The organism is Sinorhizobium garamanticum (assembly GCF_029892065.1).
Classification (GTDB): domain Bacteria; phylum Pseudomonadota; class Alphaproteobacteria; order Rhizobiales; family Rhizobiaceae; genus Sinorhizobium; species Sinorhizobium garamanticum.
In genome coordinates this window covers 540,009-566,132 of record NZ_CP120373.1, presented here as the reverse complement: position 1 = coordinate 566,132, position 26,124 = coordinate 540,009, and the positions used below count along the sequence as shown (strand labels likewise).

Sequence of the window (26,124 nt, the reverse complement as noted above, 5' to 3'; positions counted from 1 at the left end):
AGCGATCTCCCCCCTTGTGGGGGAGATGCCCGGCAGGGCAGAGGGGGTATCAACACCACTTCCTGTACCACCTTCGCGCAAGCTTGGGCCTGTAGATCTCCGGCGATAGCTTGGGCAGCTTTTGCGGACTGCTGCCCGCCTCTCATGAAGAGACGGAAGAGACATGGCACAACCGGCGACGCTGACCATCCCGAAACTCGCGCCCAAAAGCAGGGACATCGGCTTTGCGCTCGGGATCGTGACGATCCTGTCGATTCTCTTCCTGCCGATTCCGCCGTTCCTGATCGATTTGGGCCTGGCGTTCTCGATCGCCTTCTCGGTGCTGATCCTGATGGTCGCGCTTTGGATCCAGCGGCCGCTGGACTTCTCGTCCTTTCCGACCATTCTGCTGATTTCGACGATGACGCGCCTGTCGCTGAATATCGCGACCACACGCGTCATCCTTTCGCACGGGCATGAAGGCCACGGCGCCGCGGGCGGCGTCATTTCCGGTTTCGCCAGCCTCGTCATGTCCGGCGATTTCGTCATCGGTCTAATCGTCTTCCTTATCCTGATCACGGTGAACTTCATCGTCATCACCAAGGGTGCGACCCGTATCGCCGAAGTCGGCGCCCGCTTCACCCTCGACGCAATCCCCGGCAAGCAGATGTCGATCGATGCCGATCTTTCTGCCGGCCTGATCGACGAGAAGGAGGCGCAGCGCCGCCGCCGCGAGCTCGAAGAGGAAAGCTCCTTCTACGGCGCCATGGACGGCGCGTCGAAATTCGTTCGCGGCGACGCGATCGCCGGTCTGATCATTACCGCGATCAATATCTTCGGCGGCATCATCATCGGCTATCTCCGCCACGACATGCCGATCGGCGAGGCGGCAGACGTCTTCGTCAAGCTTTCCGTCGGCGACGGCCTGGTTTCGCAGATCCCGGCGCTGATCGTCTCGCTCGCCGCCGGCCTGCTCGTCTCGCGCGGGGGGACCGCCGGCTCGACGGACCAGGCGGTTATGGGCCAGCTCAGCGGCTACCCGCGGGCGCTCACGGTCGCCGCCGGTCTCGTCATCCTGCTTTCGGTGATGCCGGGTCTGCCGTTCCTTCCCTTCGCGGCTCTCGGCGGCGGCATGGCCTTCCTCGGCTGGGTTATCCCGAGGCAGCTCGCTGCTGCCGATGCGGAGAAGCGGGCACAGGAAGCGACGAAGGCGCAACAGGCGAAGGAGAGCGACAAGGATTCCGTCAAGTCGGTGCTGAAGACGGCGGAGATCGAACTTCTACTCGGCAAGCAGGTCTCGACCCGGCTGCTCGGCGCGCATCAGGAACTCGCCTTCCGCGTTGGCAAGATGCGCCGCAAATTTGCCGGCCAGTACGGCCTCGTCGTTCCGGAGATCAAGGTCTCCGACGATATCTCGATCCCGGACAAGGCCTATCATATCCGCATTCACGGCACGACGATCGCGTCCAACACGGTGCGCGTCGGCGAAGTGTTGGTGGTCACCGGTGGCGGCCGCCGGCCGAGCGTGCCCGGCGACGAGATCAGGGAACCAGCCTTCGGCATGCCGGCCGTCTCGATCCTGGAGACCTTCACGGAAGACCTGAAGCGCGAGGGTTTCCACCCTATCGACAACGTCTCGGTCGTGCTGACCCATTTGAGCGAGGTCATCCGCAACAATCTTCCGCATCTCCTCTCCTACAAGGACGTGAAGGTGCTGATCGAGCGGCTCGATCCGGAATATCGAAAGCTCGCCGATGAGATCTGCACGTCGCACATGTCCTATTCGGGGCTGCAGGCAGTGTTGAAGCTGCTGCTTGCAGAGCGCGTGTCGATCCGCAACCTGCACCTCATCCTCGAGGCGGTCGCGGAGCTTGCGCCGCATGTGCGCAAGACCGAGCAGATCGTCGAGCATGTGCGCGTGCGCATGTCGCAACAGCTCTGCGGCGACCTCGCCGACAACGGCATTCTCCGCGTTCTCCGGCTCGGCAACAAATGGGACATGGTCTTCCATCAGGCGCTCAAGCGCGATGCCAAGGGCGAGATCGTCGAATTCGACATCGATCCCCGGCACCTGGAGGAATTCAGCGAACAGGCGACCAAGGTTATCCGTGAACATCTCGATCGCGGCATGCCCTTCGTGCTGGTAAGTTCGCCCGAATCCCGCTCTTATGTGCGCATGATCATCGAACGTCTCTTCGCCACGTTACCCGTACTCTCCCACGTCGAGCTTGCCAAAGGCCTTGAGATCAAGATCATCGGCTCGATTTCATGATCACCGACCCCGAGGGCACGGTATTGGCGCTGTTTGCAGCCTTTTGCCGGATCGGCGCCTGCGTCATGATCATGCCTGGATTTTCAGCCGCGCGGGTTCCGGTCCAGATACGGCTGTTCATCGCCGTTGCGATCTCGATGGCCATTTTGCCGATCATGTGGGACGACATTTATCCGCAGGTTACCGGAAAGGGCCACACCTACATCTACCTTATCGCGACCGAGACGGTAGTCGGCGCCGTCATCGGTCTTGTCGCGCGTTATTATGTGCTTGGCCTGCAGTTCGCCGGCACGGCCGCGACCATGCTGATGGGGTTCAGCCCGCCGCCAACGGCGGACGTGCTTGAAGATACGGCCGAAAACCAGCTCACCAGCTTGATCACCTTCGCCGGCCTGATGATCCTGTTCATGCTGGACTTCCACCACGTGATAATCGAGGCGGTCGCGCAATCCTATCGGGTGATGCCGATCGGCAGCGGCTTTGATCCGCAAGGCGTGCTGATCACGCTCGCCAATTCGTTGGGACAGACCTTCATGATCATGCTGCGTCTGGCGAGCCCGTTCCTGATCTATGGCCTGCTTTTCAACGTCGCGATCGGCATGGTGAACAAGCTTGCTCCGCAGATTCCCGTCTATTTCATCTCCCAGCCCTACCTGATCATGGGCGGCATGTTCCTGCTCTATCTCGGGATCGCCGCAATGCTGCGGCTCTTCGCCGATGGCTTCGCGCCGGTAATGCAGGGAGGCTAGGCGTGAAGACGCGGTCGGAAAAGTTAAAGCGCCTTGTCGCCGTCCAGCGGCACCTCGAGCGGATGGCGGAAAGCGAGTTCACCGAGACCGCGCGCCAGCGGGCCGTTCTTGCCGAAACGATCGACGTAGTCGTCGATGCAATGGGTTCGGCGCACCCGATGCATCGCGTCTTCTCGGGTCACTATGCCTCCCACCTCGGGCGCCTGGTTCAGAAGGATCAGATGCTGCTCGGCATCCAGCAGGTTCACGAGGCGCGCATGCTGAGAGAGCGCGCAAAGGGCGATAGGTTCGAGGAGCACATGAAGGATGCCCGGCTCGCCGAGGATCGCGAGGCGGCCGACAATTCGATCCTCGATCTGATCGACCAGCATCTCTCTACAGCGCCGCGCGTCTAAGCAGACGCGCAAAGGTCGCTGTAGAGCTTTGAGTTTCTGCATGATTTTGTCCTTAAATCGATTCCGATTTAAGGAATCATGCAGTAGCGCTTCGCCAGCTTCCGGTAAGGTTGAAGGACGATAGTGCGCCATCGGGGCGGTCCTTCCAAGGGTGTGGGGCGAGCCCCGTTCGGGACATTTGCGGCCGCGCGGGATGTGCGGGCGCTCCGGCTTCGAGAGGATCTGACATGGCTATTTCCCCGCCCAGCGACCTTGTGATGGACGTCGTCCGCGCGGCCGATCCGGCGGAAATCCAGGAGGCTCAGGCAAGGCTCAAGGCCAACCGCGCCGCTTTTCAGGCAACGAGCCTTGCGGAAAACGGCAATGGTTTTGCCGCGGCGGTTTCCGTTCTCGATCCCTCCGAGGGTTCGACCGGACTGGGCGACATCAACAACCGGGTCGAGCAGAAGAAGATTCCCGAAACTTATCGGAAATTCGAGGCGATGGTGCTGCAGAATTTCGTGAAATCGATGCTGCCGAGCGAAAGCGAAAATGTCTTTGGCAAGGGCACATCCGGCGACGTCTGGAAGAGCATGATGGCCGAGCAGATCGGCGACGTTCTTGCCGCAGGCGGCGGTATCGGGATTGCCGACCGGATGGTCGGAGGCGATGCGACCGATCGGGTCAATGCATCCGTCGACGGCAACAGCCATAACCTCGCGACGAGCATGGTCCAGGAATATGAGCGCAAGGCTCTCGCCGACTTTTTGACCAACGATGAAAAGAAGAAGCAAGCCTAGAGCTTTCACTGTTTTTCATTGAAACAGTGAAAGCTCTAATCCTTTGAAACTACGCAATTCCGGACGGAAAACCGCTACGCACTTTTCCTGGAATTGCTCCAGAGCGGACGAGCATTTCCGGCGGTTTCCGCCTGCATCGCGCTTTAGATTATTTTGGGAGTTTGTTTATGGAAGCTGTGGCATCGAATGACGTACGAATTCGCAATGTTCTCGGCCGCCTGGAAATGATCATCGACAACGAGAACAGCCGGATCGGCGTGGACCCTGATTTCGATATCAAGACGTCGAACGCGCACAAGAGCCGCTGCCTCTATGAACTGACGATGCTCCACCGGGATGCCATTCCCGGCGAAATCTCGCCGGCCTTCGTTTCGCAGACGCGCCATTTGCGCAACAAGCTGCAGATCAACTCCCAGAAGGTCGAGGCGCACCTGGAGGCGGTACGCTCCGTGGTCGATCTTCTCAAGACGGCTGCCCAGGATGCTGACGCGGATGGCATCTACACGGAAGCGCAGTTCCGCTATAGCGATTTCTGATGCTGAAGCTCGTTCTCACCGGGGTCTGGGTCTGCGCGGTTACGCTCGGATCCGTCTATTTCTCGATGCAATACGCTTCCGCGCCTGTTATGTCGGAGGCCGACGCGGACAGACGCGCATCCGAGGAATACATACCGGGGGAAATCATCACGGTCCCGGTCATCAAGGAAGGGGCAGTGCAGGGATATTTCCTTGCCAAGCTGTCCTTTTCGGCCACCAAGGAAGGCATCGCGAAGCTGCACGCACCGCTTCGGCAGGTCGTGACGGACGAGCTTTATGACATGCTCGTCGGCTCGAAATTCGTCGATCTCGCCGACACCGGATCGTTCGATCTGCCGACCTTTAAGGTCGCGGTGAAGGATGGGCTGAACAAGAAGCTCGGCAACGAGGTGATTACCGAGGTTCTGGTGGAACAGCTCGAATATCTCACCAAGGATGATGTCGAGCGCGTCGCCAACAGCCAGAACAGGCCATATCAAAAGCCGGTCCCCGTAGTCGACAAGAACGGGAACGTCGCGGCGGACAAGATTCCCGAAGGTGCCGTCAAGGCCACGTCCAGCAGCCATTGATTGCTGGTAGCGGCGCTTCCGAGCCGGCATTCAGGTGACGTTACAGCGCCGCCGCGTCTAACCAGACGCGCAAAGGTCGCTGGAGAACTTTGAATTTCTTGTAAATCGAATCCGATTTAAGGAATCATGCAGTAGGCGTCCGGTCTTGCGCGTCGGCGGAGCCGATCTTCGCCGTCAGCCGGCCGACCGCGACATAGAGCGGATAGAGACTTGCGGCGGCAAGCCCGGTCTCCGCCCAAAGCTTGAGACCGACCGGCAGAGCGGTGGCGATGAGCGCAAGGGATTTACCGAGCGCTCTCAACCGACCGGAGAATGTCGGATCGCGCTGATGCTCCAGGAGTGCCGAGATCGCGCCGTTCTCGAGACTGCGGGCGCGGATCCACGACCTCGTCGTGTGATAAACTGGAACCGTTTCCGCGACCCAGGCTTCCGTTGCCCAGGCAAACGTGAACCCCTTCGCCTTGCATCGATCAAAGAACTCCGCGTCGCCGACGCCGACGACATTGAGCGCCGGATCCAGAAACGGCTGGGCCATCCCGTCGAGCACCGGCCGGGCTATAAGGACATTGCCTGCCGAATAGACGGTCGGTACCGGTCCGCTCTCATTATAAGGAGGCGTGAAAACGGGGTGCCGCTTCCACTTCTGCTCGTGCGGATCCTCGAAGACGGGGAGTTGCGGCCCGCCGACGATATCCGCCCTATGGATTTCCTGGACGGCAACGAGGCAATCGAGCCATTCCGGAGCGGCAACTTCATCGTCATAGATGACGGCGAGCGCGCGGAGGTTTGGATAGAGATCGAGCGCCGTCGCCCATCCGGCATTGCACGCATGGGCGTGTCCGCGGCGGCGAACGACGACAACTGCGGAATCGGACGGGTGCCCGAGAAAGAAATCTTTCGCCGCCTGGGCGCCAGCCAGCCCCTCCGCGTCGTTTTCGACGACGACGGTCGCCAAAGGCACATCAGGCCGTTGCGAAACAATGGTTTTCAGCGTTTTGACGATGTGTTCGGGCCGGCGGAAAGTCAGCACGACGACCACAAGTTCGATGTCCGCCGCATCTTCCCGCTCGGTCTGGAAATAGACGGTGATGTCCTGACCGTTCGGCGTCATCTTGAGACCCGTTCGCATAGATAGCCGGAAGGCACTACAGCAAAACTTCCTAAACAGATGTTGAATCCGGAAAACGGCTTTTGAATGAGAGCCTTAAACGCCGTTTCACTGCAAGCGGCTAAAGTGAAAAAATAGTCTCTCATCCCGTGTGGCAACATGTTTCCGATACCGGTCTCTTCTATCGCGCCGAGGGCAAGTTCCGCCTCGATCATCGATACGGCAGGGCGCACTTGGCAATGGTCTGGCGCCGATTCGGTCAGCAGGACCGAAGGCGGATCACGATGAACGTCGTTTCGCGCATTGCCGTCGCCGCGTCCAAGCGGATCACTTCCAGCGCGCCGCCTCGCGAGTTTGGTTGGGCCGATGCCTTGGCATTCGCCGACACGGTCGTCTCCCGGCCCAAGTGGCATGCGATCGTGACCGACCGCATGTTTCCGAGCAGTCGGGATGCGATGGCCTTCGTGCCCGCGCTCCTGACCTATATCGAAAAGCCGATGCGTGTCGCGCTGGTCGGATCGCACCGTCATGTTGCGGAACACGCTGCCGAGAATTTCCGCAGCCACGCACCCTGGCACCAGTTCATCGCTGTCGGTGGCTTTTCCGACCAGGCGAACGCGCTCGATAAAGTGCGCGCGCTCCAGCCCGACATTCTTCTCGTGAAGATCCAGAGCTTGAAACAGGAGAAATGGGTCGATCGATATATTGCTCCCGAGCACGGCCGGCTCGTCATCACCGTTTGCGATTTTGTCACGCAGGGATCTTCGCGCGCGCCCGTTCTCCTTCGCTGGCTGGAATGGCTCTATCGGTTCGTGGCCGAGGCCGGACGGCGGCGCACCTACCACGCCTTTCGGTGGAGGCCGATGGAGCGTGATCGCGATCTCGCCAACGCTTCCGGGCCGCCAAACCACTTCGATCCACGGGCGTATCGCGGCGCTCGCCTCATCTCGCACGAATGATCCCGATCATTGCCGGCTGATCGTCGCTGCCGCGGCGAAAACTGCTCTCGCGGTGCGGTCGGGTCCCTCATGACGATGCAGCGGGGCGGATCCCGATCTTTCAGCTATGCAAGGAAATGCGGCACTCGTTCGCCGGATTGCTGTTCCGGCCCCGTCGGCTCTTGCATTTATGCGTTTGGAACAGCATAGGGCGCATGCAGGCAATCGCGTGATGCCGTGCGCACTAGAGTGTGCCGCGTGAAGGACAAACCGGGAGATACGCTGTGACGACTGTGATTGATGGCAAGGCCGTTGCCGCTTCGGTCATCGAAACCGTGAAATCCGCCACAAAGACGCTGGAGGCGGAAACCGGCGTGCGCGCCGGGCTCGCGGTCGTGATCGTCGGAGACGATCCGGCTAGCCATACCTATGTGTCAGCAAAGAGCAAGATGGCCAAGGAATGCGGCTTCCTTTCGGTCCAGCATACGCTGCCGCAGGAAACCTCACAGGAGGAACTGGCTGCGCTCGTCGCCGAACTCAACGCGGACGACTCTATCCACGGCATTCTCGTGCAACTGCCACTGCCGAAGCATCTTCGGTCGGAGCCGATCATCCAGTCCATCCTCCCTGAGAAGGATGTCGACGGTTTGCACGTCGTCAATGCGGGCAGGATTGCGACCGGGGATCTCGAAGGTGGGCTCGTGTCGTGCACGCCCGCCGGGGCCATGGTGTTCGTACGCCGCACGCATGGCGAGGATCTTTCCGGACTTAACGCCGTCGTCATCGGCCGCTCGAACCTCTTCGGCAAGCCGATGGCGGCGCTGCTTCTTGCCGCCAATGCGACGGTAACGACGGCGCATTCGCGCACGAAGGATCTGCCTGCCGTTTGCCGCAATGCCGATATTCTGGTTGCCGCCGTGGGCCGCGCGGAAATGGTCAAGGCCGATTGGGTGAAGCCCGGTGCGACGGTGATCGACGTCGGCATCAATCGCGTCCCGGCGCCGGAACGTGGTGAGGGCAAGACGAAGCTCGTCGGCGACGTCGCCTTTGAGGATTGCGCGAAGGTCGCGAGCGTGATCACGCCCGTCCCCGGCGGTGTCGGGCCGATGACCATCGCCATGCTGATGGCGAACACGATTATTGCCGCCTGCCGCAAGGCCGGTCGCAAGACGCCGAAATTCTAAGACGGTTGGGCGGCTCTCTGCCGCCCGTTTCGCCGTTTCGTTGAAACCGTGAAGCGTTCGGACGGCAAAAGCCGTCGCGCACTTCAATTGCTATTTGCCCGGTGCCGGTCCAGTCGAAGCGCGAACGATCAGTTCTGCGTGCCAAAGTTCCTGATCCGGGTAGGTGCCGCGGTCCAGGATGCCGCCAATCAGCCGGCTGGCAACGCGTGCGCCGGCGGCTCTCAACGACGAGCGCGTCGTCGTCAGCGGCACGCTGAAATTTTCCGGCTTCAGCATCGGCAAGATATCGTCGTGAGCGATAATCGAGATATCCGTACCGACCGTGAGGCCGGCTTGATTGATCGCGCGCACGGCGCCGAGTGCCAGGACCGTACTCGAGCAGAGAACCGCAGTAGGCGGATCCGGCTCCTTCAGGAAGCGCTGCATGCTGCGATAGCCGTATTCATCGGTCATGACCGAATGGTGGACCAATGTTTCGTCGAGGTCGAGACCCCACTCCTTGAGGGCGCGCGTCACGCCCTTTTTCCGGCGAATGGCGAAGGCCAGATGTTCCTGTCCGTTGATGAGCGCGACCCGCCGGTGGCCGAGCTGGATGAGGAGCCTCGTCGCCTCGTAGAAGGCGGCGGTGTTGTCTATGTCGACGAACGGATAGTCTTTCGGGCCGCCGATCGATCGGCCATGCACGACAAAGGGGATAGACAGCGACTTCAGCATGGCGATGCGCGGGTCATTGGCGCGCATATGGGCAAGAAAAACGGCGTCGACATTGCCGCTTGCCGCCAGCCGCCGGAACGTCGCTTCCTCATCTTCGGGCGCGCTCGGGTTCAGCACGAAGTGAAAGTCATGCTTGACGGCCTCTTCGGCGAGACCGCCGAGAAATTCGCCGAAATGAATGTCCGATCCGATGCCGGATGCAATCGGCATGACAAGGCCGATGGAGTAGGCCTTGCCCGTCGCGAGCCGCTGCGCGGCACGGTTCGGCCTGTAACCGGTTTCGCGGACGGCTTTCAAGACCCGCTGCCGCGTCTTGGCGCTGACTTCCGGGTAGCCGTTGAGCGCTCGGCTCACCGTCGTCTGCGACAGGCCGAGCAGCTCGGCTAGCTGCTTAAGTTTGACCGGCATGGCCTCCTCCCAAAGCGCTTTGGGATACCCTTTTTATGCAGGTTGTTCCGGTCAGCGCCCCCAATGTCCTCTATCACCCGTTCCGCACCGGAAAAAGCGGAAAACCGCGCTTTCGCGCCGCAAAATGTTGATGCAAAGCAGTATCCACGTCGCGTTGAGACGAGCGGTAGGAAAGCGCTTGACTCTTCGTCTGCCGCGATGATTTCTTAGCGACTCAAAGCGCTTTGAATTGCGCGTTGATGATCCGCCCGTGGTGCAATGCCCGGGTTCATGTTGGGAGGACGATAACGTGAAGAGATCATTCCTGATGGGTGTGGCTGCGCTCGCCCTGGTAGTGGGGTCTGCCGATGCTGCCGAGCTGAAATTCAAGCCCGGCGAGGACTCCAAGTTCAACTGGGCGAGCTTCGAGGAGTTCAAAAAGGGCCACGACCTCAAGGGTCAGACGCTGACGATCTTCGGCCCCTGGCGCGGCGAGGATGAGGCGCTCTTCAAGAGCGTCTATGCTTACTTTGTCGAAGCGACCGGTGTTGACCTCAAATATTCGTCCTCCGAAAACTATGAACAGCAGATCGTCATCGATACGCAAGCCGGCAGCCCGCCGGATATCGCGATCCTGCCGCAGCCAGGCCTCATCGCCGACCTTGCCTCGAAGGGCCATCTGACGCCGCTCGGCGATGAAACCAAGCAGTGGTTGCTCGACAACTATGCCGCCGGTCAATCCTGGGTCGATCTCTCCACCTACAACGGCAAGGACGGCAAGTCGGCGCTCTATGCATTCCCCTACAAGATCGATGTGAAGTCACTGGTCTGGTACGTGCCGGAAAACTTCGAGGACGCCGGCTACGAAGTGCCGAAAACCATGGAAGAGCTGAAGGCACTGACCGAGAAGATCGCAGCCGACGGTGAAAAGCCGTGGTGCATCGGCCTCGGTTCGGGCGGCGCGACCGGCTGGCCGGCGACCGACTGGGTCGAAGACCTGATGCTGCGCACGCAACCGGCCGATGTTTACGACAAGTGGGTCAAGAACGAGATTCCTTTCACGGATCCGGCAATCACCGGCGCATTGGACGAATTCGGCTGGTTCGCGCGCAACGACAAGTTCGTGGATGGTGGCGCTGCGGCCGTGGCCTCAACCGACTTCCGCGACAGCCCGAAGGGCCTCTTCTCCTCGCCGCCGAAGTGCTACCTGCACCATCAGGCGTCGTTCATTCCGTCCTTCTTCCCGGAAGGCACGGTGATTGGCGAGGATGCCGATTTCTTCTACATGCCTCCCTATGAGAGCAAGAAGGAACTCGGCAATCCGGTGCTCGGTGCTGGTACGCTTGCGTTGATCACCAAGGATACGCCGGCTGCACGCGCCTTCATCGAGTTCCTGAAGACGCCGATTGCGCATGAGGTCTGGATGGCCCAGACGAGCTTCCTGACGCCCTACAAGAGCGTCAACGTCGAGACCTACGGCAACCCGCCGCTGAAGAAGCAGGGCGAGATCCTTCTCAACGCCACGACCTTCCGTTTCGACGGGTCCGACCTGATGCCGGGCAAGATCGGCGCGGGCGCTTTCTGGACAGGCATGGTCGATTTCGTAGGCGGCAAGTCGTCTGCGGATGTCGCAGGCGGTGTGCAGAAGGCGTGGGACGCCATCAAGTAAGACTAAAACAAAGACGGCGGACGGTGCCTACTGCATGATTCCTTAAAATCGGAATCGATTTAAGGATAAAATCATGCAGCAAAGCTCTACAGCGACCTTTGCGAGTCTGATCAGACGCGCGGCGCTGTAGATCGTCCGCCGCTCCTTCATTTCCGGATTGCCTCAGCAATCGGGGTAATCCCAATCAAGAGCGGTAGCCGCCATCACAAGATGCGTCTGGAGCATCCTGCTCCGGAGCGCGTTTAAGGGGAGGGATGTGTCATGCAGCAGCTACTCGCTGCCATTCTGACGATGATTGTCGGTGTCCTGGCTTGCGCAGCCTATTTCTGGGGCACCAATTTCATTCTCGACCGGATTTTCCCATCGAAGGGCCTCTCCGGTAAGGCTGCGTCCCGCAACCTGCGCATCACCAACGCCATCCGGCCCTGGCTGTTTCTGGCGCCCGCACTGTTCGCGCTGACGATCTATCTCATCTATCCGGTGTACCAGTCCGTCGTTTTCAGTTTCCATGATCGAGGGGGAGTGAACTTCGTCGGCTTCAGTAACTACTTCTGGATGATCAATGACGGTGAATTCCGTCAGTCGATCTTCAACAATTTCCTCTGGCTGCTGGTCGTTCCGGCACTCTCGACCTTCTTCGGGCTCATCATCGCAGCGCTGACGGACCGCATCTGGTGGGGCAACATCGCCAAGACGCTGATCTTCATGCCGATGGCGATCTCCTTCGTTGGCGCGGCCGTGATCTGGAAGTTCATCTATGACTACCGTGCGGAGGGAGCGGAGCAGATTGGCCTCTTGAATGCCATGGTCGTCGCCCTCGGCGGCCTGCCGCAGGCCTGGATCACGCTGCCCTTCTGGAACAATTTCTTCCTCATGGTCATCCTCATCTGGATCCAGACCGGATTTGCGATGGTCATTCTCTCCGCAGCACTGCGCGGCATCCCGGAGGAGACCATCGAGGCCGCGGTGATCGACGGCGCCAACGGCTGGCAGATCTTCTTCAAGATCATGGTGCCGCAGATCTGGGGCACGATCGCCGTCGTCTGGACCACCATCACCATCCTGGTGCTCAAGGTTTTCGACATCGTGCTGGCGATGACGAACGGGCAATGGCAGAGCCAGGTGCTCGCCAACCTCATGTTCGACTGGATGTTCCGCGGCGGCGGGGACTTCGGCCGCGGCGCGTCGATTGCCGTGGTGATCATGATTCTTGTCGTCCCGATTATGATCTGGAACATCCGCAACGCGGCCAAGGAAATGAGGAGCCACTGAGATGAACCCAGCCACGCGCTCCCCGCTGATGTGGGTCGTCCATCTCTCGGTGCTTCTCATCGTCGCTCTCTGGACGATGCCGACCGCCGGCCTGTTGATCTCGTCGCTGCGCGACAAGGACCAACTCGCCGTTTCCGGATGGTGGACGGCCCTTGCCACTTCGTCGCGCAATGACGTCGCGCGCGCTCCGTCGGCCGACAGCCAGGTCGAACGGGACGGCAAGTTCGTCATCTCCGGTAACATTCTTGATGGTCGGGCCGGGCAAGTTTCGGCCTTCGGCTTCTCCAGCCGCGAACCGGCGGCGTTCAAGGCCGGCGAAACCGCGGAACTGAACGACGGCGAGAAGCTGACGGTGCAGGCGGACGGCAGCTTCGAGATCGTTTCCGATACCAGGATGGAAGGCTCGCGCGGCCAGCGCATCTTCTTCACCGCCGCAGCACCACCGCGCTTCACCCTCGACAACTATAAGGAGGTGCTCGGTGCGGAGGGCATCGGTGCGTCCTTCATCAACTCGTTAACGGTTGCCGTTCCATCGACGGTCATCCCGATTCTGATCGCGGCTTTTGCAGCCTATGCCCTGGCCTGGATGCCCTTTCCCGGGCGTGCAATCCTGATCGCCGTGGTCGTCGGGCTGCTGGTCGTGCCGCTGCAGATGTCGCTCATTCCGCTCCTGAAGCTCTACAACGGCGTCGGCGCATTCTTCGGCGTCCCGGCCAAGACCTATATGGGTATCTGGCTTGCCCATACCGGCTTCGGCCTGCCGCTCGCGATTTATCTCTTGCGCAACTACATGGCGGGCCTGCCGCGCGAGATCATGGAATCCGCGCGCGTCGACGGCGCCAGCGATTTTGACATTTTCGTCAAGATCGTCCTGCCATTGTCTTTCCCGGCGCTCGCATCCTTCGCTATCTTCCAGTTCCTCTGGACCTGGAACGATCTCCTGGTCGCGATCGTCTTCCTCGGTACCGGCCAGGACCAACTCGTGCTGACGGGGCGGCTGGTCAACCTGCTCGGCTCTCGCGGCGGCAACTGGGAAATCCTGACCGCTTCCGCCTTCATTACCATCGTCGTTCCTCTGATCGTCTTCTTCGCCCTGCAGCGCTATCTCGTGCGCGGTCTGCTCGCGGGATCGGTCAAGGGCGGCTGACAGACTTCAGGACAAGGACCTTTTACACGAATGAACCAGACCGAAACGACCGGCTCCATTCTTACGCCGGACAGGGATTGGTGGCGTGGGGCTGCGATCTACCAGATCTACCCGCGCTCCTTTCAGGACACGAACGGCGATGGCATCGGCGACCTGAATGGGATCACGGCCCGGCTGCCGCATGTCGCGGCGCTTGGCGTCGATGCGATCTGGATTTCGCCCTTCTTCACCTCGCCGATGAAGGACTTCGGTTATGACGTATCCAACTACAGGGATGTTGATCCGATCTTCGGCGAACTCGAGGATTTCGATGCGCTGATCGCCGAGGCGCACCGACTCGGCCTGCGGGTGATGATCGATCTCGTCCTGTCGCACACGTCTGATCGTCATCCATGGTTCGTCGAAAGCCGGTCGAGCCGTAGCAACGCCAAGGCGGACTGGTACGTCTGGGCCGATTCCAAGCCCGACGGAAGCCCGCCCAACAATTGGCTGTCGATCTTCGGCGGCTCGGCCTGGGCTTGGGATCCGACGCGGCTGCAATATTACCTGCACAACTTTCTGACCTCGCAGCCGGACCTCAACCTGCACAATCCGGAGGTCCAGGAGGCGCTGCTTGCCGTCGAACGCTTCTGGCTCGAGCGCGGCGTCGACGGCTTCCGCCTCGACACCATCAACTTCTATTTCCACGACAAGCAATTGCGCGACAACCCGGCATTGGTGCCGGAGCGGCGCAATGCCTCGACGGCGCCGGCCGTCAATCCGTACAATTATCAGGAACACCTTTACGACAAGAACCAGCCGGAAAACCTCGAGTTCCTCAGGCGTTTTCGGGCGGTGATGGACGAGTTTCCGGCGATTGCCGCCGTCGGCGAGGTTGGCGACAGCCAGCGGGGGCTTGAGATCGCCGGTGAATACACCTCCGGCGGCGACAAGATGCACATGTGCTATGCTTTCGAGTTTCTGTCGCCCGATCCCTTGACGCCCGGCCGCGTGGCCGAGGTACTGCTTGAATTCCAGAAGGCGGCGCCCGAAGGCTGGGCCTGCTGGGCCTTCTCCAATCATGACGTCGTCCGGCACGCCAGCCGCTGGGCCTACGGCGTCAGCGATTACGGCGCTCACGCCAAGTTGCTGGCAAGCCTTTTGATGTCGTTGCGCGGTTCGGTTTGCCTGTATCAGGGCGAGGAACTGGGGCTGACGGAGGCGGAACTCGCCTATGAGGATCTCCGGGATCCCTACGGCATCCAGTTCTGGCCGGATTTCAAGGGGCGCGACGGCTGCCGCACTCCCATGGTTTGGGAGAGCATGCCGGACGGCGGGTTCAGCGACGCCAAGCCATGGCTGCCGGTTTCCGAGGCCCACCTTGCGCACGCAGTTTCCATTCAGGAGGCCGACCCGGCCTCTATCATGCAGCATTACCGGCGCTTCCTAAAGTTCAGGAAGGCGTATCCCGCGTTTGCCAAGGGCGAGATCAAGTTTTTTGAGACGCGGGCACCGCTGCTCGGCTTTCTGCGCACCTATGCCAACGAGAAACTGCTCTGCGTATTCAACTTGAGCGAAGGACGCGCGACCGCTGAGTTGCCGAGCGAACGACTGGAAGCACTTGAGGGGCACGGTTTCGTTTCGGAAATCAAAGACAACAAGGTTAATCTTCCGGGCTGGGGCGCGTTCTTCGCGCGTCTCGGCTAAGCGTTTTCCAGCGAAGTGGACACCGGTCCGCATGAGGAAAGCGCATCATGGAGAAACAGAGAGGGGAGGATGCGATGACAGGCCTGCTGCTTAAAGATATCCGCAAGTCCTATGGGGCCGTTGACGTCATTCACGGCATCAACCTCGACATCAAGCAGGGCGAGTTCATCGTCTTTGTCGGGCCGTCGGGCTGCGGGAAATCGACGCTGCTCAGGATGATCGCCGGCCTTGAGGAGATAACCGGCGGCGACATGTTCATCGACGGCGACCGGGTCAACGACGTGCCGCCATCGAAACGCGGCATCGCCATGGTGTTCCAGTCCTACGCGCTCTACCCGCACATGACGGTCTACGACAACATGGCATTCGGCATGCGGATCGCCAAGGAGTCGAAGGAGGAGATCGACCGCCGCGTACGCGCGGCGGCGGAAATCCTCCAACTCACCGAATATCTGAACCGCCTGCCAAAGGCGCTCTCTGGCGGCCAGCGTCAGCGGGTCGCCATCGGCCGGGCAATCTGCCGAGATCCCAAGGTCTTCCTCTTCGACGAGCCGCTTTCCAACCTCGATGCTGCCTTGCGCGTCGCCACGCGGATCGAGATCGCCAAGCTCAACGAGCAGATGGCCGACACGACAATGATCTATGTCACCCATGACCAGGTGGAGGCGATGACGCTTGCCGATCGCATTGTCGTGCTTTCTGCTGGCCATATCGAGCAGGTCGGTGCACCGCTCGAACTTTATGAGCGCCCGGCGAACCTTTTTGTCGCCCGCTTCATCGGCTCGCCGGCGATGAATATTATCCCTTCGACGATCTCGGCCGCCGGCGCGCAGACGACCGTGACGCTCGCAGGCGGCAAGTCGGTGACGCTCGATATATCCACGGACGCTTCCGAGAAAGGAAAGAAGGCGAGTTTCGGCGTGCGGCCGGAAGACCTGCAGGCGACGCAGTCCGAAGACTTCCTGTTCGAAGGAACGGTTTCGATCGTCGAGGCGCTCGGTGAAGTGACGCTGCTCTACATCGAGGGACTGGTCGAAAACGAGCCGCTCATCGCGAAGATCCCCGGCATCCCGCAGGTCCACCGCGGAGACAAGGTGCGCTTCACCGCCGACAAGGCAAAGCTTCACCTCTTCGATGCCGAAGGACGCAGCTATCGCACCTAGTCAGGGTCACCGGTAGTCGGCGCAGGCGGAGAAATAGCGCGCTCATTCTTCTCCATCTTCAGTCAGATGGATTTAACCATATCGCACTCGTCCGGCGTTGTCGGGCGGGTTTTCCACACGTCTTTGGCAAGCCAAACTCTCTGTTAAATTTCATGGGTTAGCGTCGCCGCGCATGGAAATGTGAAAGGCGAATTCTATGAGCGGCGCGGCGCCTGTGGTGCACCAGCACTTCCTCAACAAGGAAGAATCCTTCATGTACGATCGGGAAGCGAACTTTCCAATGGAGGACACACGCAACGAGGCGCGCATCGAATTCACCGAGAAGGGCATGCAGCACCTCTCATCTCGCCGCTGCGAGATCATCAAGCTTTCCAAGAGCAGCGCCATCATCGGCATCCTGACGAAGTTCCAACTGCCGCGGACCTTCTATCTCGACATCCCGAGCGCACGCATCCCCTTGATCGGCTGCCTACTCAAGCGCGTCCATGCCAACAATATCATCGAAGCTCGCTTCCTGCGGCTTTTGACAGATCGCGATTTGAACCGGATCTTCGTCTACAGCACGCATCCGAACCACCGCAATCGCACGCTCGATATCTATCGCTGAAACCGAAAAAGTGCGTTGTGTCTACGGCGCGTGTCGGCATTGCGCTCCGTCTTGACGGGGCTGCCTGCGTTGTCGAGACTCAAGCTGTGGCGACTGTAGATCGAGGCCAGAGAACCGCTATGCAGCGACCCTATCGGCTTTCCTGTCATTGCGGCGACATCTCTCTCGAGGTCGACGCTGAGCTATCGCGACTGGTCGAATGCAATTGCTCGACGTGCCGGCGTTCTGGTTTCCTTCATTGGAAGGTGGATGCCGCTGCTGTCAGGCTGATTACCGAAAAGCGCCGTCTGTCGACCTACATCTGGCGCGGCATCACCGAAGGCCATCACTTCTGCCCCACATGCGGCACCGCGATCATGCGAAGCGGCTATCCGGGCGACCGCGTTTCGCTCAATGCCCGCTGCATTGAAGGGGTGGACGTGTTCACGCTCGAGATTGAGCGTTACGACGGCCGAAACGATATGCCTCCCGGGCCGCTCCCTTAGCGAGAGCGGCCAATACTTGGTCCGGACGTCCGCCGGCTCACTGCGGGCTCATTGGAAAAGGACACTTGCCCCATTATCGGCCGTACCCGCGATCCTGCGGAACGGCGCGAACAGCTCGCGGCCCATGCCGAATTCGTTGTCGGAGAGGTCGATATGGGCCGGCACGCGCGTTTTCAGTGCAATATCTTCGACCAGTACCTCTATCGTTCCGGCAATCGCGTCGATGCGGACGATGTCACCTTCCTGAATGCGCGCGATCGGCCCGCCGTCCTTTGCTTCCGGGGTGACATGGATGGCTGCCGGGACCTTGCCGGACGCGCCCGACATGCGGCCGTCGGTCAAGATGGCAACCTTCTGGCCACGATCCTGCAGGATGCCGAGTACGGTCGTCATCTTGTGCAGTTCCGGCATGCCATTGGCCTTCGGACCCTGGAAGCGGACCACGGCGACGAAATCGCCCTCCAGCTTGCCCGCCTTGAAAGCGGCGTTGAGCTCCGACTGATCGTGAAAGATCTTTGCCGGCGCTTCGATGACATGGCGATCCGGCTTGACGGCTGAAATCTTGATGACGGCCTTGCCGATATTGCCGGCGAGCATCTTTAGCCCGCCCGTGTGCTGGAACGGTTGATCGATCGTTGTCAGCACCTTCGGATCGGCGCTCTGTTGCGGCGCCGGCTCGCGGTGGACGCCGCCGTTGGCGCCGAGCTTGACGTCGATCGCATAGGCGTCGAGGCCTTGGCCGAACACCGTCCTGACGTCATCGTGCAGCAATCCGTTCTTGAGCAGTTGCCCGATCAGGAAGCCCATGCCGCCGGCGGCGTGGAAATGGTTCACGTCCGCGAGCCCGTTCGGATAGACGCGTGCCAGCAGTGGCACGATGTCGGAAAGTTCGGAGATGTCCTGCCAGGTGAGCATGATGCCTGCGGCGCGCGCCATGGCAACGAGATGCATGGTGTGGTTGGTCGAGCCGCCCGTTGCGTGCAGACCGACGACGCCGTTGACGATCGATCGTTCGTCGATCATCTCGCCCGCGGGCGTGAACTCGTTGCCCATGGCGGTGATGGCCAGCGCCCGTTTGGCCGCCTCCTTGGTGAGCGCGTCGCGCAGCGGCGTGCCTGGATTGATGAAGGAGGCACCGGGCAGATGGAAGCCCATGATCTCCATCAGCATCTGATTGGAGTTGGCGGTGCCGTAGAAGGTGCAGGTGCCGGGGCCGTGATAAGACTTGGATTCCGCCTCGAGCAATTCGTCGCGACCGACCTTGCCCTCGGCGAAGAGTTGGCGGACGCGGGCCTTTTCGTCATTCGGCAGACCCGAGGTCATCGGTCCGGCGGGAATGAAGACAGCGGGCAGGTGGCCGAAGGTCAATGCAGCGATGACGAGGCCCGGGACAATCTTGTCGCAGACGCCGAGATAGACAGCGGAGTCGAACATGTTGTGCGATAGCCCGACGCCCGCTGCCATCGCGATCAGGTCGCGCGAGAAGAGCGACAGCTCCATGCCGGGCTGGCCCTGGGTGACGCCGTCGCACATCGCCGGCACGCCGCCGGCGACTTGCGCCACGCCGCCCGCCTCGCGAGCCGCCTCCCGGATCACTGCCGGGTAGGTCTCGAAGGGCTGATGCGCCGAGAGCATGTCGTTGTAGGAGGTAATGATGCCGAGATTGGGGACGCGGTCACCCGCGAGCGCCGTCTTCTCGGCGGGGGAACAGACGGCAAACCCATGTGCGAGGTTGCCGCAGCCGAGCACGCTGCGATGCGGTCCGTTTGTCGCGGCGGTGCGGACTCTGTCGAGATAGGCCTCGCGGTGGGGTTTCGAGCGCTCGACGATGCGGGCGGTGATGGCGGCAACGCGGGAATCGGCGGACATGATACATCCTGTTCCGGAGCCTTGACGGCCCCTGTCTTCATCCTGTCATCGGTCTACAGCGGCCGTGCGGCACCGCATCGGCGACTGTAACAGTTTGAACTGTTGTGTAAATTTGTCCTCAGTTCGATCGCGAAATGAGGACAAATCACTCAACATAACCTGCGCACTCGAGGGAACGCGCAAGGAAAGCCCTGTTCGGGGCGCTATCTACCGTGGCGGGTGCTGCCCGAAGGGGCACTCGCCGTATTACGGCGCCCAGTAGATCTGCAGCGGCGATGTTGCGTGCCGCAACATGGCGCGGATCGGCATCTCCGTCTCATCGCCGGGCGCCTCCGCTCGGGCAAGAACCTCCTTCTTGCCTTCGCCTTCGATATGCAGGACGAGTAGCCCGGCGTCCTCAAGACTGGAAAAAGTAAATGTCAGGCGCGTCTCACCCGCGCCGTCCGCGTCCATCGTGATCACGCCACGTGGCGTCGCCGGATCGATCGCCTCTTTAAGACGCGTCCCTCGCGGGAAGAACGAGGCGGTGTGCCCATCCGTTCCCATCCCGAGGACAACGACATCGAAGGGTGCGCCGATCGCCGCAACCGACCGGCTCGCCGTCGCTGCGGCGTCCTCGGCAGTGGCTGCTGCGTTGTAGAGCGGCAGGAACCTGGCCGCCTTCGCCTTGTTCTGCAGCAGGTTGGCGGCGACCAGCCCATGGTTGGAGCGTTCGTTTTCCGGGGGCACGAAGCGCTCGTCGACCAGCGTGACGGTCACCTTCGTCCAGTCTATCTCGCGCCGCGAAAGTGCCTGGAAGAAGGCCTTCGGCGTCGTTCCGCCGGAGACCGCGATGCTCGCAGCGCCGCGGGCCTCGATCGCCGCGGCGAGCTTGGCGCTGACCGCATCCGCAAGGCCCTCCGCCAATGCGGTTCCGTTCTCGAATATGTGCAGGGAAGCGCTCATGGGTCGATCCTAGATTGTATCGTTCCAGGTGCGGCCGTCGCGCTCGATCAGTGCGATCGACTGGCTCGGACCCCAGGTGCCGGCCGTGTAGCCCTGCACCTGCTGTCCGGTCGTTTCCCACGCCTTGAGGACAGGGTCGATCCATTGCCAGGCGGCTTCCACTTCGTCGCGCCGGACGAACAGCGTCTGGTTGTTGCGGACGACATCCAGCAGCAGGCGCTCATAGGCGTCGGCGTTTCGCACGCCGAAGGCTTCCGCGAAGCTCATGTCGAGCGGGACGTTCCTGAGGCGCATGCCGCCCGGCCCCGGGTCCTTAATCATCAGCGACTGCTTGACGCCTTCGTTCGGCTGGAGGCGGATCATCAGCTGGTTTGCCGAAATCCGTCCGGCGCTGTGATCGAAGATCGAGTGGGGGATCTGCTTGAAGGTGATGACGATCTCCGACATGCGGCCCGCCATGCGCTTGCCGGTGCGAATATAGAAGGGCACGCCGGCCCAACGCCAGTTGCTGACCTCGGCCTTGAGCGCGACGAACGTCTCGGTGTTGGAAACGCCGCCTTCCAGTTCCTCGAGATAGCCCTTTACCGGACCGCCGGCGGATGCGCCGGCACGATACTGGCCGCGAACCGTCACCTGCTCGACATTGGCCGCGGTGATCGGCTTCAGCGCGCGAAGCACCTTGAGCTTTTCGTCACGCACGGCCTCAGCGTCCATCGAGGTCGGCGCTTCCATGGCGACGAAACAAACGAGCTGCAGAATGTGGTTCTGCACCATGTCGCGGAGCGCACCCGCCTTATCGTAGTAGCCGGCACGGTTTTCGAGGCCGACGGATTCCGAAACGGTGATCTGCACATGGTCGATATGCGCCGAGTTCCATAGCGGCTCGTAAAGCGCATTGGCAAAGCGCAGGGCCATGAGGTTCTGCACCGTCTCCTTGCCAAGGTAGTGGTCGATGCGGAAGATCTGCTCTTCACGGAAAACCTTGCCGATCGTGTCGTTGAGTTCCGTCGCAGAGGCGAGGTCGCGTCCGATCGGTTTCTCGACGACGATGCGGGTGTTCTTGGTAATGAGCTTGTTGTCGCGAATCTTTTCCGAAATATCGCCGAAGATCGCCGGCGCGACGGCGAGATAGAAGGCACGGATGCGATCCTTTCCTTCGTCGAGGATTTTCTTCAGCTCGTCCCAGCCCTGGTCGGATTTGGCGTCGACAGAGACGTAGTAGAGCCGGGCCGTGAATTTCGCCACTTCCGCCTCGTTGAATTCGCCCTGTTTGAGATGCTCCTTCAAGGCGTCGGTCGCGAACGTTCGGTATTCTTCGTGAGTCAGTGCCGCGCGTGATGCGCCAATGATTCGCGTCGGCTCGCTGAATTGACCTTCGATCTGCCGGTGATAGAGCGCGGGCAGAAGCTTGCGCTCCGCAAGATCGCCGGTGCCCCCGAATACCACATAGTCAAACGGGTCGACGGGAATGATCTGGCTGCTCATGGGATATCTCGATCTTGTTCAGGTCAGGGGTGGTATAATCTAATCGATTTAAAAACGCTAGGGTGCGGCGCAACAAAATGCGTCTGCACGCGGCGTTTTAGAACCGGTCGCGCAAAGCATACCAGCTGAGCGCGAGGAACAGGAGCACCGAGCGGAATCGCATTCCGCCCGGGAAAGCAGGTATTTTCAAGGCCTTGAGAAGATCCAGCTCCGTCTGTTTGCCCAAGACCAGGTCAGCATAGAGCTTGCCGCAATAGTTGGACAGCATGACGCCGTGCCCGGAATAGCCGCCGATGCTTGTAACCCCAGGCATGACCTCTCGGCAGAAGGGCTGGCGCGGCATGGTGATGCCGACCGAACCGCCCCAGGCGTGCGTGATCTCGACATTGGCGAGCGCCGGATAGATCTCGCTGATCTGGCGGCGGATGTGGCTCGAAATGTCGCGTGGATTGTCGGCTGTATAGGCTTCGCGCCCGCCGAAGAGCAGCCGTCCGTCTTTCGATTTACGGAAATAGCGCACGACGAAGCGCGAATCGTCGACCGATTCGCCGCCGGGCAGTACGTCTGGATGGTCGGACAGGATCTTTGTCGCGCCGATGAACGAGCGGATCGGCATGACGTGGCTGGCGGTTACAGGCTCAAGGTTGCCGATATAGGCATTGCAGGCGATCAGCACTCGGTCCGCAGTGATCGTGCCGCGATCGGTGTCGATGGCGATCGCGGTCCCCTTTTTCTCGATCTTCAGCGCCTTCGTCTGCTCGTGGAGGCTGGCGCCGGCACGGGCCGCCTGCTTTGCGAGACCGACGAGCAGTTTCATCGGGTGGATGTGTCCGGTGCCGGTGTCGCGTATGCCGAACCGATAGTGATGCGATCCCAGCCGGCTTGCCGTCTCGTCGCGTTCCATGAAGGAGAGGTGCGAATATCCGAAACGCTCCGCCATCGCCTCGACATGGCGGCGGTAATCCTTCTCGAGGCTTTCCTTGTGGCCGACGGAAAGCTGCCCGGGCACGAACTCGATGTCGATCCCGTGTTCGTCGGCGAAGTCCAGGAGATAGCGCTTGGCGTTCTCCGCCATCTCGAACAGCAGCTTGGCACGCTCGTGGCCGAGCGTTTCCTCGGTATCCTCCGCCCAGGCGCGCTGGCCGGTGCCGAACTGGCCACCGTTCCGGCCGGAGGCACCGTCGCCGAACCGGCAGGCGTCGATCAGGGTCACGTCGATGCCGTTCTTGGCGAGATTGTAGGCGGCCTGAAGACCCGTGTAACCGCCGCCGACGATTGCGACGTCACTCTTCCGGGAGCCTGGCAGCGTCGGATAATCCGGACGCTCCAGTACCGTCGCCTCGTACCAGGAGATTCCGGGCGAGATCGGACTTTGCCAGGGCATGAAGTTGCCTTTCGGTCAGACGTTCAGAAGCAGGAATTCGCGTTCCCACGGACTGATGACCTGCATGAAGGTCTCGAATTCGCCACGCTTCACGCCGGCATAGATGGCGATGAATTCGGGCGTGAAGACGTCGGCAAGCGAGGGCGCAGATTCGAGCAGCGAGACGGCCTCGAGCAGGCCGCGCGGCAGATCGATTTCGCCTTCGTTGGCGGTGTCCTCGGTCGGCGGCGTGGGCTCCAGGCCCTCGACGATGCCGAGATAGCCGCAGCCGAGCGAGGCCGCGAGCGCCAGATAGGGGTTGGCATCCGAACTCGGTAGGCGGTTCTCGATGCGTCGCGCCGCCGCGTCCGATACGGGGATGCGGAACGCCGTTGTCCGGTTGTCGTAACCCCAGGCGGTGTTCACCGGCGCTGACATGTCGGGCGTCAGCCGCCGGTAGGAGTTCACGTACGGCGCCATCATCGCCAACGTCCTCGGAACGTAGTGCTGCATGCCGCCGATGAAGGAGAAGAACTCCTTCGATGGCGACCCGTCCACATTCGAGAAGAGGTTGCGACCGGTGTTGATCTCGACAACTGACTGGTGAATGTGCATCGCCGAGCCGGGTTGGCCCTGCATCGGCTTCGCCATGAAGGTCGCGTAGATGCCGTGCTTCAGCGCCGCTTCACGAATTGTTCGCTTGAACAGGAAAACCTGGTCGGCCAGCTCGATAGGGTCCCCGTGCCTGAGGTTGATTTCGAGCTGCGCCGGGCCCTCTTCGTGAATGAGGGTGTCGATCTCCAGACCCTGCTTCTCGGAGAAATGGTAGATGTCGTCGATCAGTTCGTCGAATTCGTTGATGCCGGCGATCGAATAGCCCTGGCCGCCGAGAATCGAGCGGCCGGAGCGTCCCTTCGGCGGGCGCAGCGGGTAGTCCGGATCGTCGTTCTGGGCGACCAGGTAGAATTCGATCTCGGGCGCGACGACCGGCTTCCAGCCCTTCTGGCGATAAAGGTCGACCACGCGCTTCAAGACGTTGCGCGGCGTATAGCTGATCTGCTCGCCTTGCGAGCCGACGATGTCGCAGATCACCTGGGCCGTCGGGTCGGTCTCCCAGGGAACGACAGAAAGGGTCGAAAGATCGGGCATCAGCTTGATGTCGCTGTCGCGGGAATCGTAACGAAACTGGTCGGTTTCGTCGGGATATTCGCCGGAAATCGTATGGCGGTAGATCGCCGAAGGCAGAGCAAGCGAGGTGTTCGACGTGAATTTGGAGGTCGGCATCATCTTGCCGCGCGGTACGCCGGCAAGGTCAGGCGTGATGCATTCGATATCTTCGATACCGCGGATCCTGAGCCAGTCGACTGCCTCCTTCCAAGTCTTGACGCCTCGGGACGAGTGCAGGGCGGCGGGTATTTTCGAACTCTTGCTGATCTTTGCTGCTTGCTGGGCGACACTTCTCTTGGAGGGCATAAATCACCGGTTTTGGCTTCGGATAGCGCATCATAGCCGGAGTTTGGCGATTGGCTAGAGCGGCTTCAGCGGATCACGATTGACTTTTGCGTCTGCCATCGGAAAGGAAGGCCGAAACGTGAAAAGGATCTTCCGTGGCAGAGAAACACGATGTGGTGATCATCGGCGCAGGTGCGGCCGGCATGATGTGCGCGATCGAGGCGGGAAAACGCGGACGCCGCGTGCTCGTGCTCGACCACGCCAAGGCGCCCGGCGAGAAGATCCGCATATCCGGCGGCGGCCGCTGCAACTTCACCAATATCCATGCCGGCCCGAAGAACTTCCTCTCCGAGAATCCGCATTTCTCTAAGTCGGCACTGGCGCGCTACCGGCCGCAAGACTTCGTGGCGCTCGTCGAGCGGCACGGCATCACATGGCACGAGAAGACGCTTGGGCAGCTCTTCTGCGATCATTCGGCGAAGGACATCATCCGCATGCTGCTTGCCGAGATGCAGGAGGCAAGCGTGGTGCTCCGGCTGGCAACGGCGATCTCGGCGATCGAGAAAGCCGCATCCGGATTCCGCGTAACGACCGACGATGGTCCCATCGAGGCAGCGTCATTGGTCGTCGCGAGCGGCGGCAAGTCGATTCCGAAAATGGGCGCCACGGGTTTTGCCTACAGGGTCGCTGAACAGTTCGGTCTCGCGATCGTCGAAACGCGGCCGGCACTGGTTCCGTTGACCCTCGATCCGGTCCAACTTGAAAAGATCGGTGAACTGGCGGGCGTTGCGGCCGATGCCGAGGCGCGCTGCGGCAAGGCCGCCTTCCGCGAAGCGGTGTTGCTCACCCATCGCGGCTTGAGCGGACCCGCCATCCTGCAGGTCTCCTCCTATTGGCGGGAAGGCGCGGAGATCGTCCTGCGGGTGATGCCGGATATCGATATCGGGTCTATTCTCAAGGGAATGCGCCGAACGAACGGGCGACAGGCCGCGCACACGGCCCTTGCCGACATTCTGCCGCGACGGCTGGCGCAGTTCTTTACCGAAGAAGCAAAGCTGGCGGGGCGGATGCTCGCCGACCTTTCCGACAAAGCCATTGATGCGCTGTCGGCTTCCATCCAGAACTGGACGCTGAAGCCTGCCGGGTCGGAGGGTTACAGAACGGCCGAAGTCACGCTCGGCGGGGTCGATACCCGCGCGCTTGATTCCCGCACGATGCAGGCGAGGGAAGTTCCGGGGCTCTATTTCATCGGCGAATGCGTCGATGTCACCGGCTGGCTTGGTGGCTACAATTTTCAATGGGCCTGGGCTTCCGGGTTCGCCGCCGGTCAAGAGGTATGACTATGCGGAAAAATTGGTGATTTGCCTTTTC

Annotated in this window: 23 protein-coding genes; 16 read left to right on the top strand and 7 right to left on the bottom strand. The window is 61.0% G+C overall.

Annotation, left to right across the window (positions count from 1 at the left end):
- The first annotated feature begins 163 nt into the window (after positions 1-163).
- From flhA to PZN02_RS02730, 6 genes are all read left to right on the top strand, one after another.
- A complete protein-coding gene (gene flhA / locus PZN02_RS02755) occupies positions 164-2,251 on the top strand; it encodes a flagellar biosynthesis protein FlhA (RefSeq protein ID WP_280660108.1) in 2,088 nt (695 codons plus the stop codon).
- Complete coding sequence (gene fliR, locus PZN02_RS02750; RefSeq protein WP_280660107.1) at positions 2,248-3,000, top strand: flagellar biosynthetic protein FliR; 753 nt, start codon at positions 2,248-2,250, stop codon at positions 2,998-3,000. Before flhA ends, fliR begins: the two co-directional genes overlap by 4 nt.
- 2 nt (positions 3,001-3,002) lie before the next feature.
- Entirely contained in the window at positions 3,003-3,395 is a 393-nt protein-coding gene (locus PZN02_RS02745) for a hypothetical protein (protein WP_280660106.1), read from the top strand.
- 227 nt (positions 3,396-3,622) lie between these two features.
- The gene (locus PZN02_RS02740; RefSeq protein ID WP_280660105.1) at positions 3,623-4,174 is read left to right on the top strand and encodes a rod-binding protein; all 552 of its coding nucleotides are present in this window, start codon (positions 3,623-3,625) and stop codon (positions 4,172-4,174) included.
- A 167-nt stretch (positions 4,175-4,341) separates the two neighbouring features.
- Positions 4,342-4,710: a hypothetical protein gene (locus tag PZN02_RS02735; RefSeq protein ID WP_280660104.1), complete on the top strand. Its 369-nt coding sequence runs from the start codon at positions 4,342-4,344 to the stop codon at positions 4,708-4,710.
- Entirely contained in the window at positions 4,710-5,279 is a 570-nt protein-coding gene (locus PZN02_RS02730; RefSeq protein WP_280660103.1) for a hypothetical protein, read from the top strand. Before PZN02_RS02735 ends, PZN02_RS02730 begins: the two co-directional genes overlap by 1 nt.
- Positions 5,280-5,403: 124 nt before the next feature.
- On the opposite strand, the gene PZN02_RS02725 is transcribed toward PZN02_RS02730, so the two are convergent.
- Complete coding sequence (locus PZN02_RS02725) at positions 5,404-6,390, bottom strand: glycosyltransferase (RefSeq protein WP_280660102.1); 987 nt, start codon at positions 6,388-6,390, stop codon at positions 5,404-5,406.
- A 281-nt stretch (positions 6,391-6,671) separates the two neighbouring features.
- Here PZN02_RS02725 and PZN02_RS02720 point away from each other — a divergent pair, with 281 nt between their 5' ends.
- The gene (locus tag PZN02_RS02720; protein ID WP_280660101.1) at positions 6,672-7,346 is read left to right on the top strand and encodes a WecB/TagA/CpsF family glycosyltransferase; all 675 of its coding nucleotides are present in this window, start codon (positions 6,672-6,674) and stop codon (positions 7,344-7,346) included.
- A 263-nt stretch (positions 7,347-7,609) separates the two neighbouring features.
- Positions 7,610-8,509 (top strand): bifunctional methylenetetrahydrofolate dehydrogenase/methenyltetrahydrofolate cyclohydrolase FolD, encoded by a 900-nt coding sequence (gene folD / locus PZN02_RS02715; RefSeq protein ID WP_280660100.1) that lies wholly within the window; start codon positions 7,610-7,612, stop codon positions 8,507-8,509.
- A gap of 90 nt (positions 8,510-8,599) precedes the next feature.
- Here the strand turns inward: folD and PZN02_RS02710 are convergent, their stop codons facing one another.
- Positions 8,600-9,631: a substrate-binding domain-containing protein gene (locus tag PZN02_RS02710; protein WP_280660099.1), complete on the bottom strand. Its 1,032-nt coding sequence runs from the start codon at positions 9,629-9,631 to the stop codon at positions 8,600-8,602.
- Between the two features lie 289 nt (positions 9,632-9,920).
- Here PZN02_RS02710 and PZN02_RS02705 point away from each other — a divergent pair, with 289 nt between their 5' ends.
- The 7 genes from PZN02_RS02705 (at position 9,921) to PZN02_RS02675 (ending at position 17,639) form a co-directional block, all read left to right on the top strand.
- Positions 9,921-11,279: an ABC transporter substrate-binding protein gene (locus tag PZN02_RS02705; protein ID WP_280660098.1), complete on the top strand. Its 1,359-nt coding sequence runs from the start codon at positions 9,921-9,923 to the stop codon at positions 11,277-11,279.
- A 261-nt stretch (positions 11,280-11,540) separates the two neighbouring features.
- Positions 11,541-12,551: a carbohydrate ABC transporter permease gene (locus PZN02_RS02700; protein WP_280660097.1), complete on the top strand. Its 1,011-nt coding sequence runs from the start codon at positions 11,541-11,543 to the stop codon at positions 12,549-12,551.
- 1 nt (position 12,552) lies between these two features.
- Positions 12,553-13,698 (top strand): carbohydrate ABC transporter permease, encoded by a 1,146-nt coding sequence (locus PZN02_RS02695; RefSeq protein WP_280660096.1) that lies wholly within the window; start codon positions 12,553-12,555, stop codon positions 13,696-13,698.
- A gap of 30 nt (positions 13,699-13,728) precedes the next feature.
- Positions 13,729-15,384 (top strand): beta-galactosidase BglA, encoded by a 1,656-nt coding sequence (gene bglA, locus PZN02_RS02690; protein ID WP_280660095.1) that lies wholly within the window; start codon positions 13,729-13,731, stop codon positions 15,382-15,384.
- Between the two features lie 74 nt (positions 15,385-15,458).
- Complete coding sequence (locus PZN02_RS02685) at positions 15,459-16,547, top strand: ABC transporter ATP-binding protein (protein WP_280661364.1); 1,089 nt, start codon at positions 15,459-15,461, stop codon at positions 16,545-16,547.
- Positions 16,548-16,743: 196 nt separating this feature from the next.
- Positions 16,744-17,154, top strand: a complete 411-nt coding sequence (locus PZN02_RS02680; protein WP_280660094.1) for a hypothetical protein — start codon at positions 16,744-16,746, stop codon at positions 17,152-17,154.
- Between the two features lie 119 nt (positions 17,155-17,273).
- A complete protein-coding gene (locus PZN02_RS02675) occupies positions 17,274-17,639 on the top strand; it encodes a GFA family protein (RefSeq protein WP_280660093.1) in 366 nt (121 codons plus the stop codon).
- 48 nt (positions 17,640-17,687) lie between these two features.
- Here the strand turns inward: PZN02_RS02675 and edd are convergent, their stop codons facing one another.
- The 5 genes from edd to PZN02_RS02650 all read right to left on the bottom strand — a co-directional run bounded on the left by edd (position 17,688) and on the right by PZN02_RS02650 (position 24,774).
- Positions 17,688-19,508: a phosphogluconate dehydratase gene (gene edd / locus PZN02_RS02670; RefSeq protein ID WP_280660092.1), complete on the bottom strand. Its 1,821-nt coding sequence runs from the start codon at positions 19,506-19,508 to the stop codon at positions 17,688-17,690.
- Between the two features lie 246 nt (positions 19,509-19,754).
- Positions 19,755-20,453, bottom strand: a complete 699-nt coding sequence (gene pgl, locus PZN02_RS02665; RefSeq protein WP_280660091.1) for a 6-phosphogluconolactonase — start codon at positions 20,451-20,453, stop codon at positions 19,755-19,757.
- A 9-nt stretch (positions 20,454-20,462) separates the two neighbouring features.
- On the bottom strand, positions 20,463-21,938 hold the full coding sequence (zwf, locus tag PZN02_RS02660) for a glucose-6-phosphate dehydrogenase (protein WP_280660090.1): 1,476 nt from the start codon (positions 21,936-21,938) through the stop codon (positions 20,463-20,465).
- A gap of 97 nt (positions 21,939-22,035) precedes the next feature.
- The gene (locus PZN02_RS02655) at positions 22,036-23,322 is read right to left on the bottom strand and encodes an NAD(P)/FAD-dependent oxidoreductase (RefSeq protein ID WP_280660089.1); all 1,287 of its coding nucleotides are present in this window, start codon (positions 23,320-23,322) and stop codon (positions 22,036-22,038) included.
- 15 nt (positions 23,323-23,337) lie between these two features.
- Complete coding sequence (locus PZN02_RS02650; RefSeq protein WP_280660088.1) at positions 23,338-24,774, bottom strand: glutamine synthetase family protein; 1,437 nt, start codon at positions 24,772-24,774, stop codon at positions 23,338-23,340.
- A 134-nt stretch (positions 24,775-24,908) separates the two neighbouring features.
- Between PZN02_RS02650 and PZN02_RS02645 the strand changes: the two genes are divergently transcribed.
- Positions 24,909-26,093: a BaiN/RdsA family NAD(P)/FAD-dependent oxidoreductase gene (locus PZN02_RS02645; protein WP_280660087.1), complete on the top strand. Its 1,185-nt coding sequence runs from the start codon at positions 24,909-24,911 to the stop codon at positions 26,091-26,093.
- Positions 26,094-26,124: the final 31 nt, after the last annotated feature.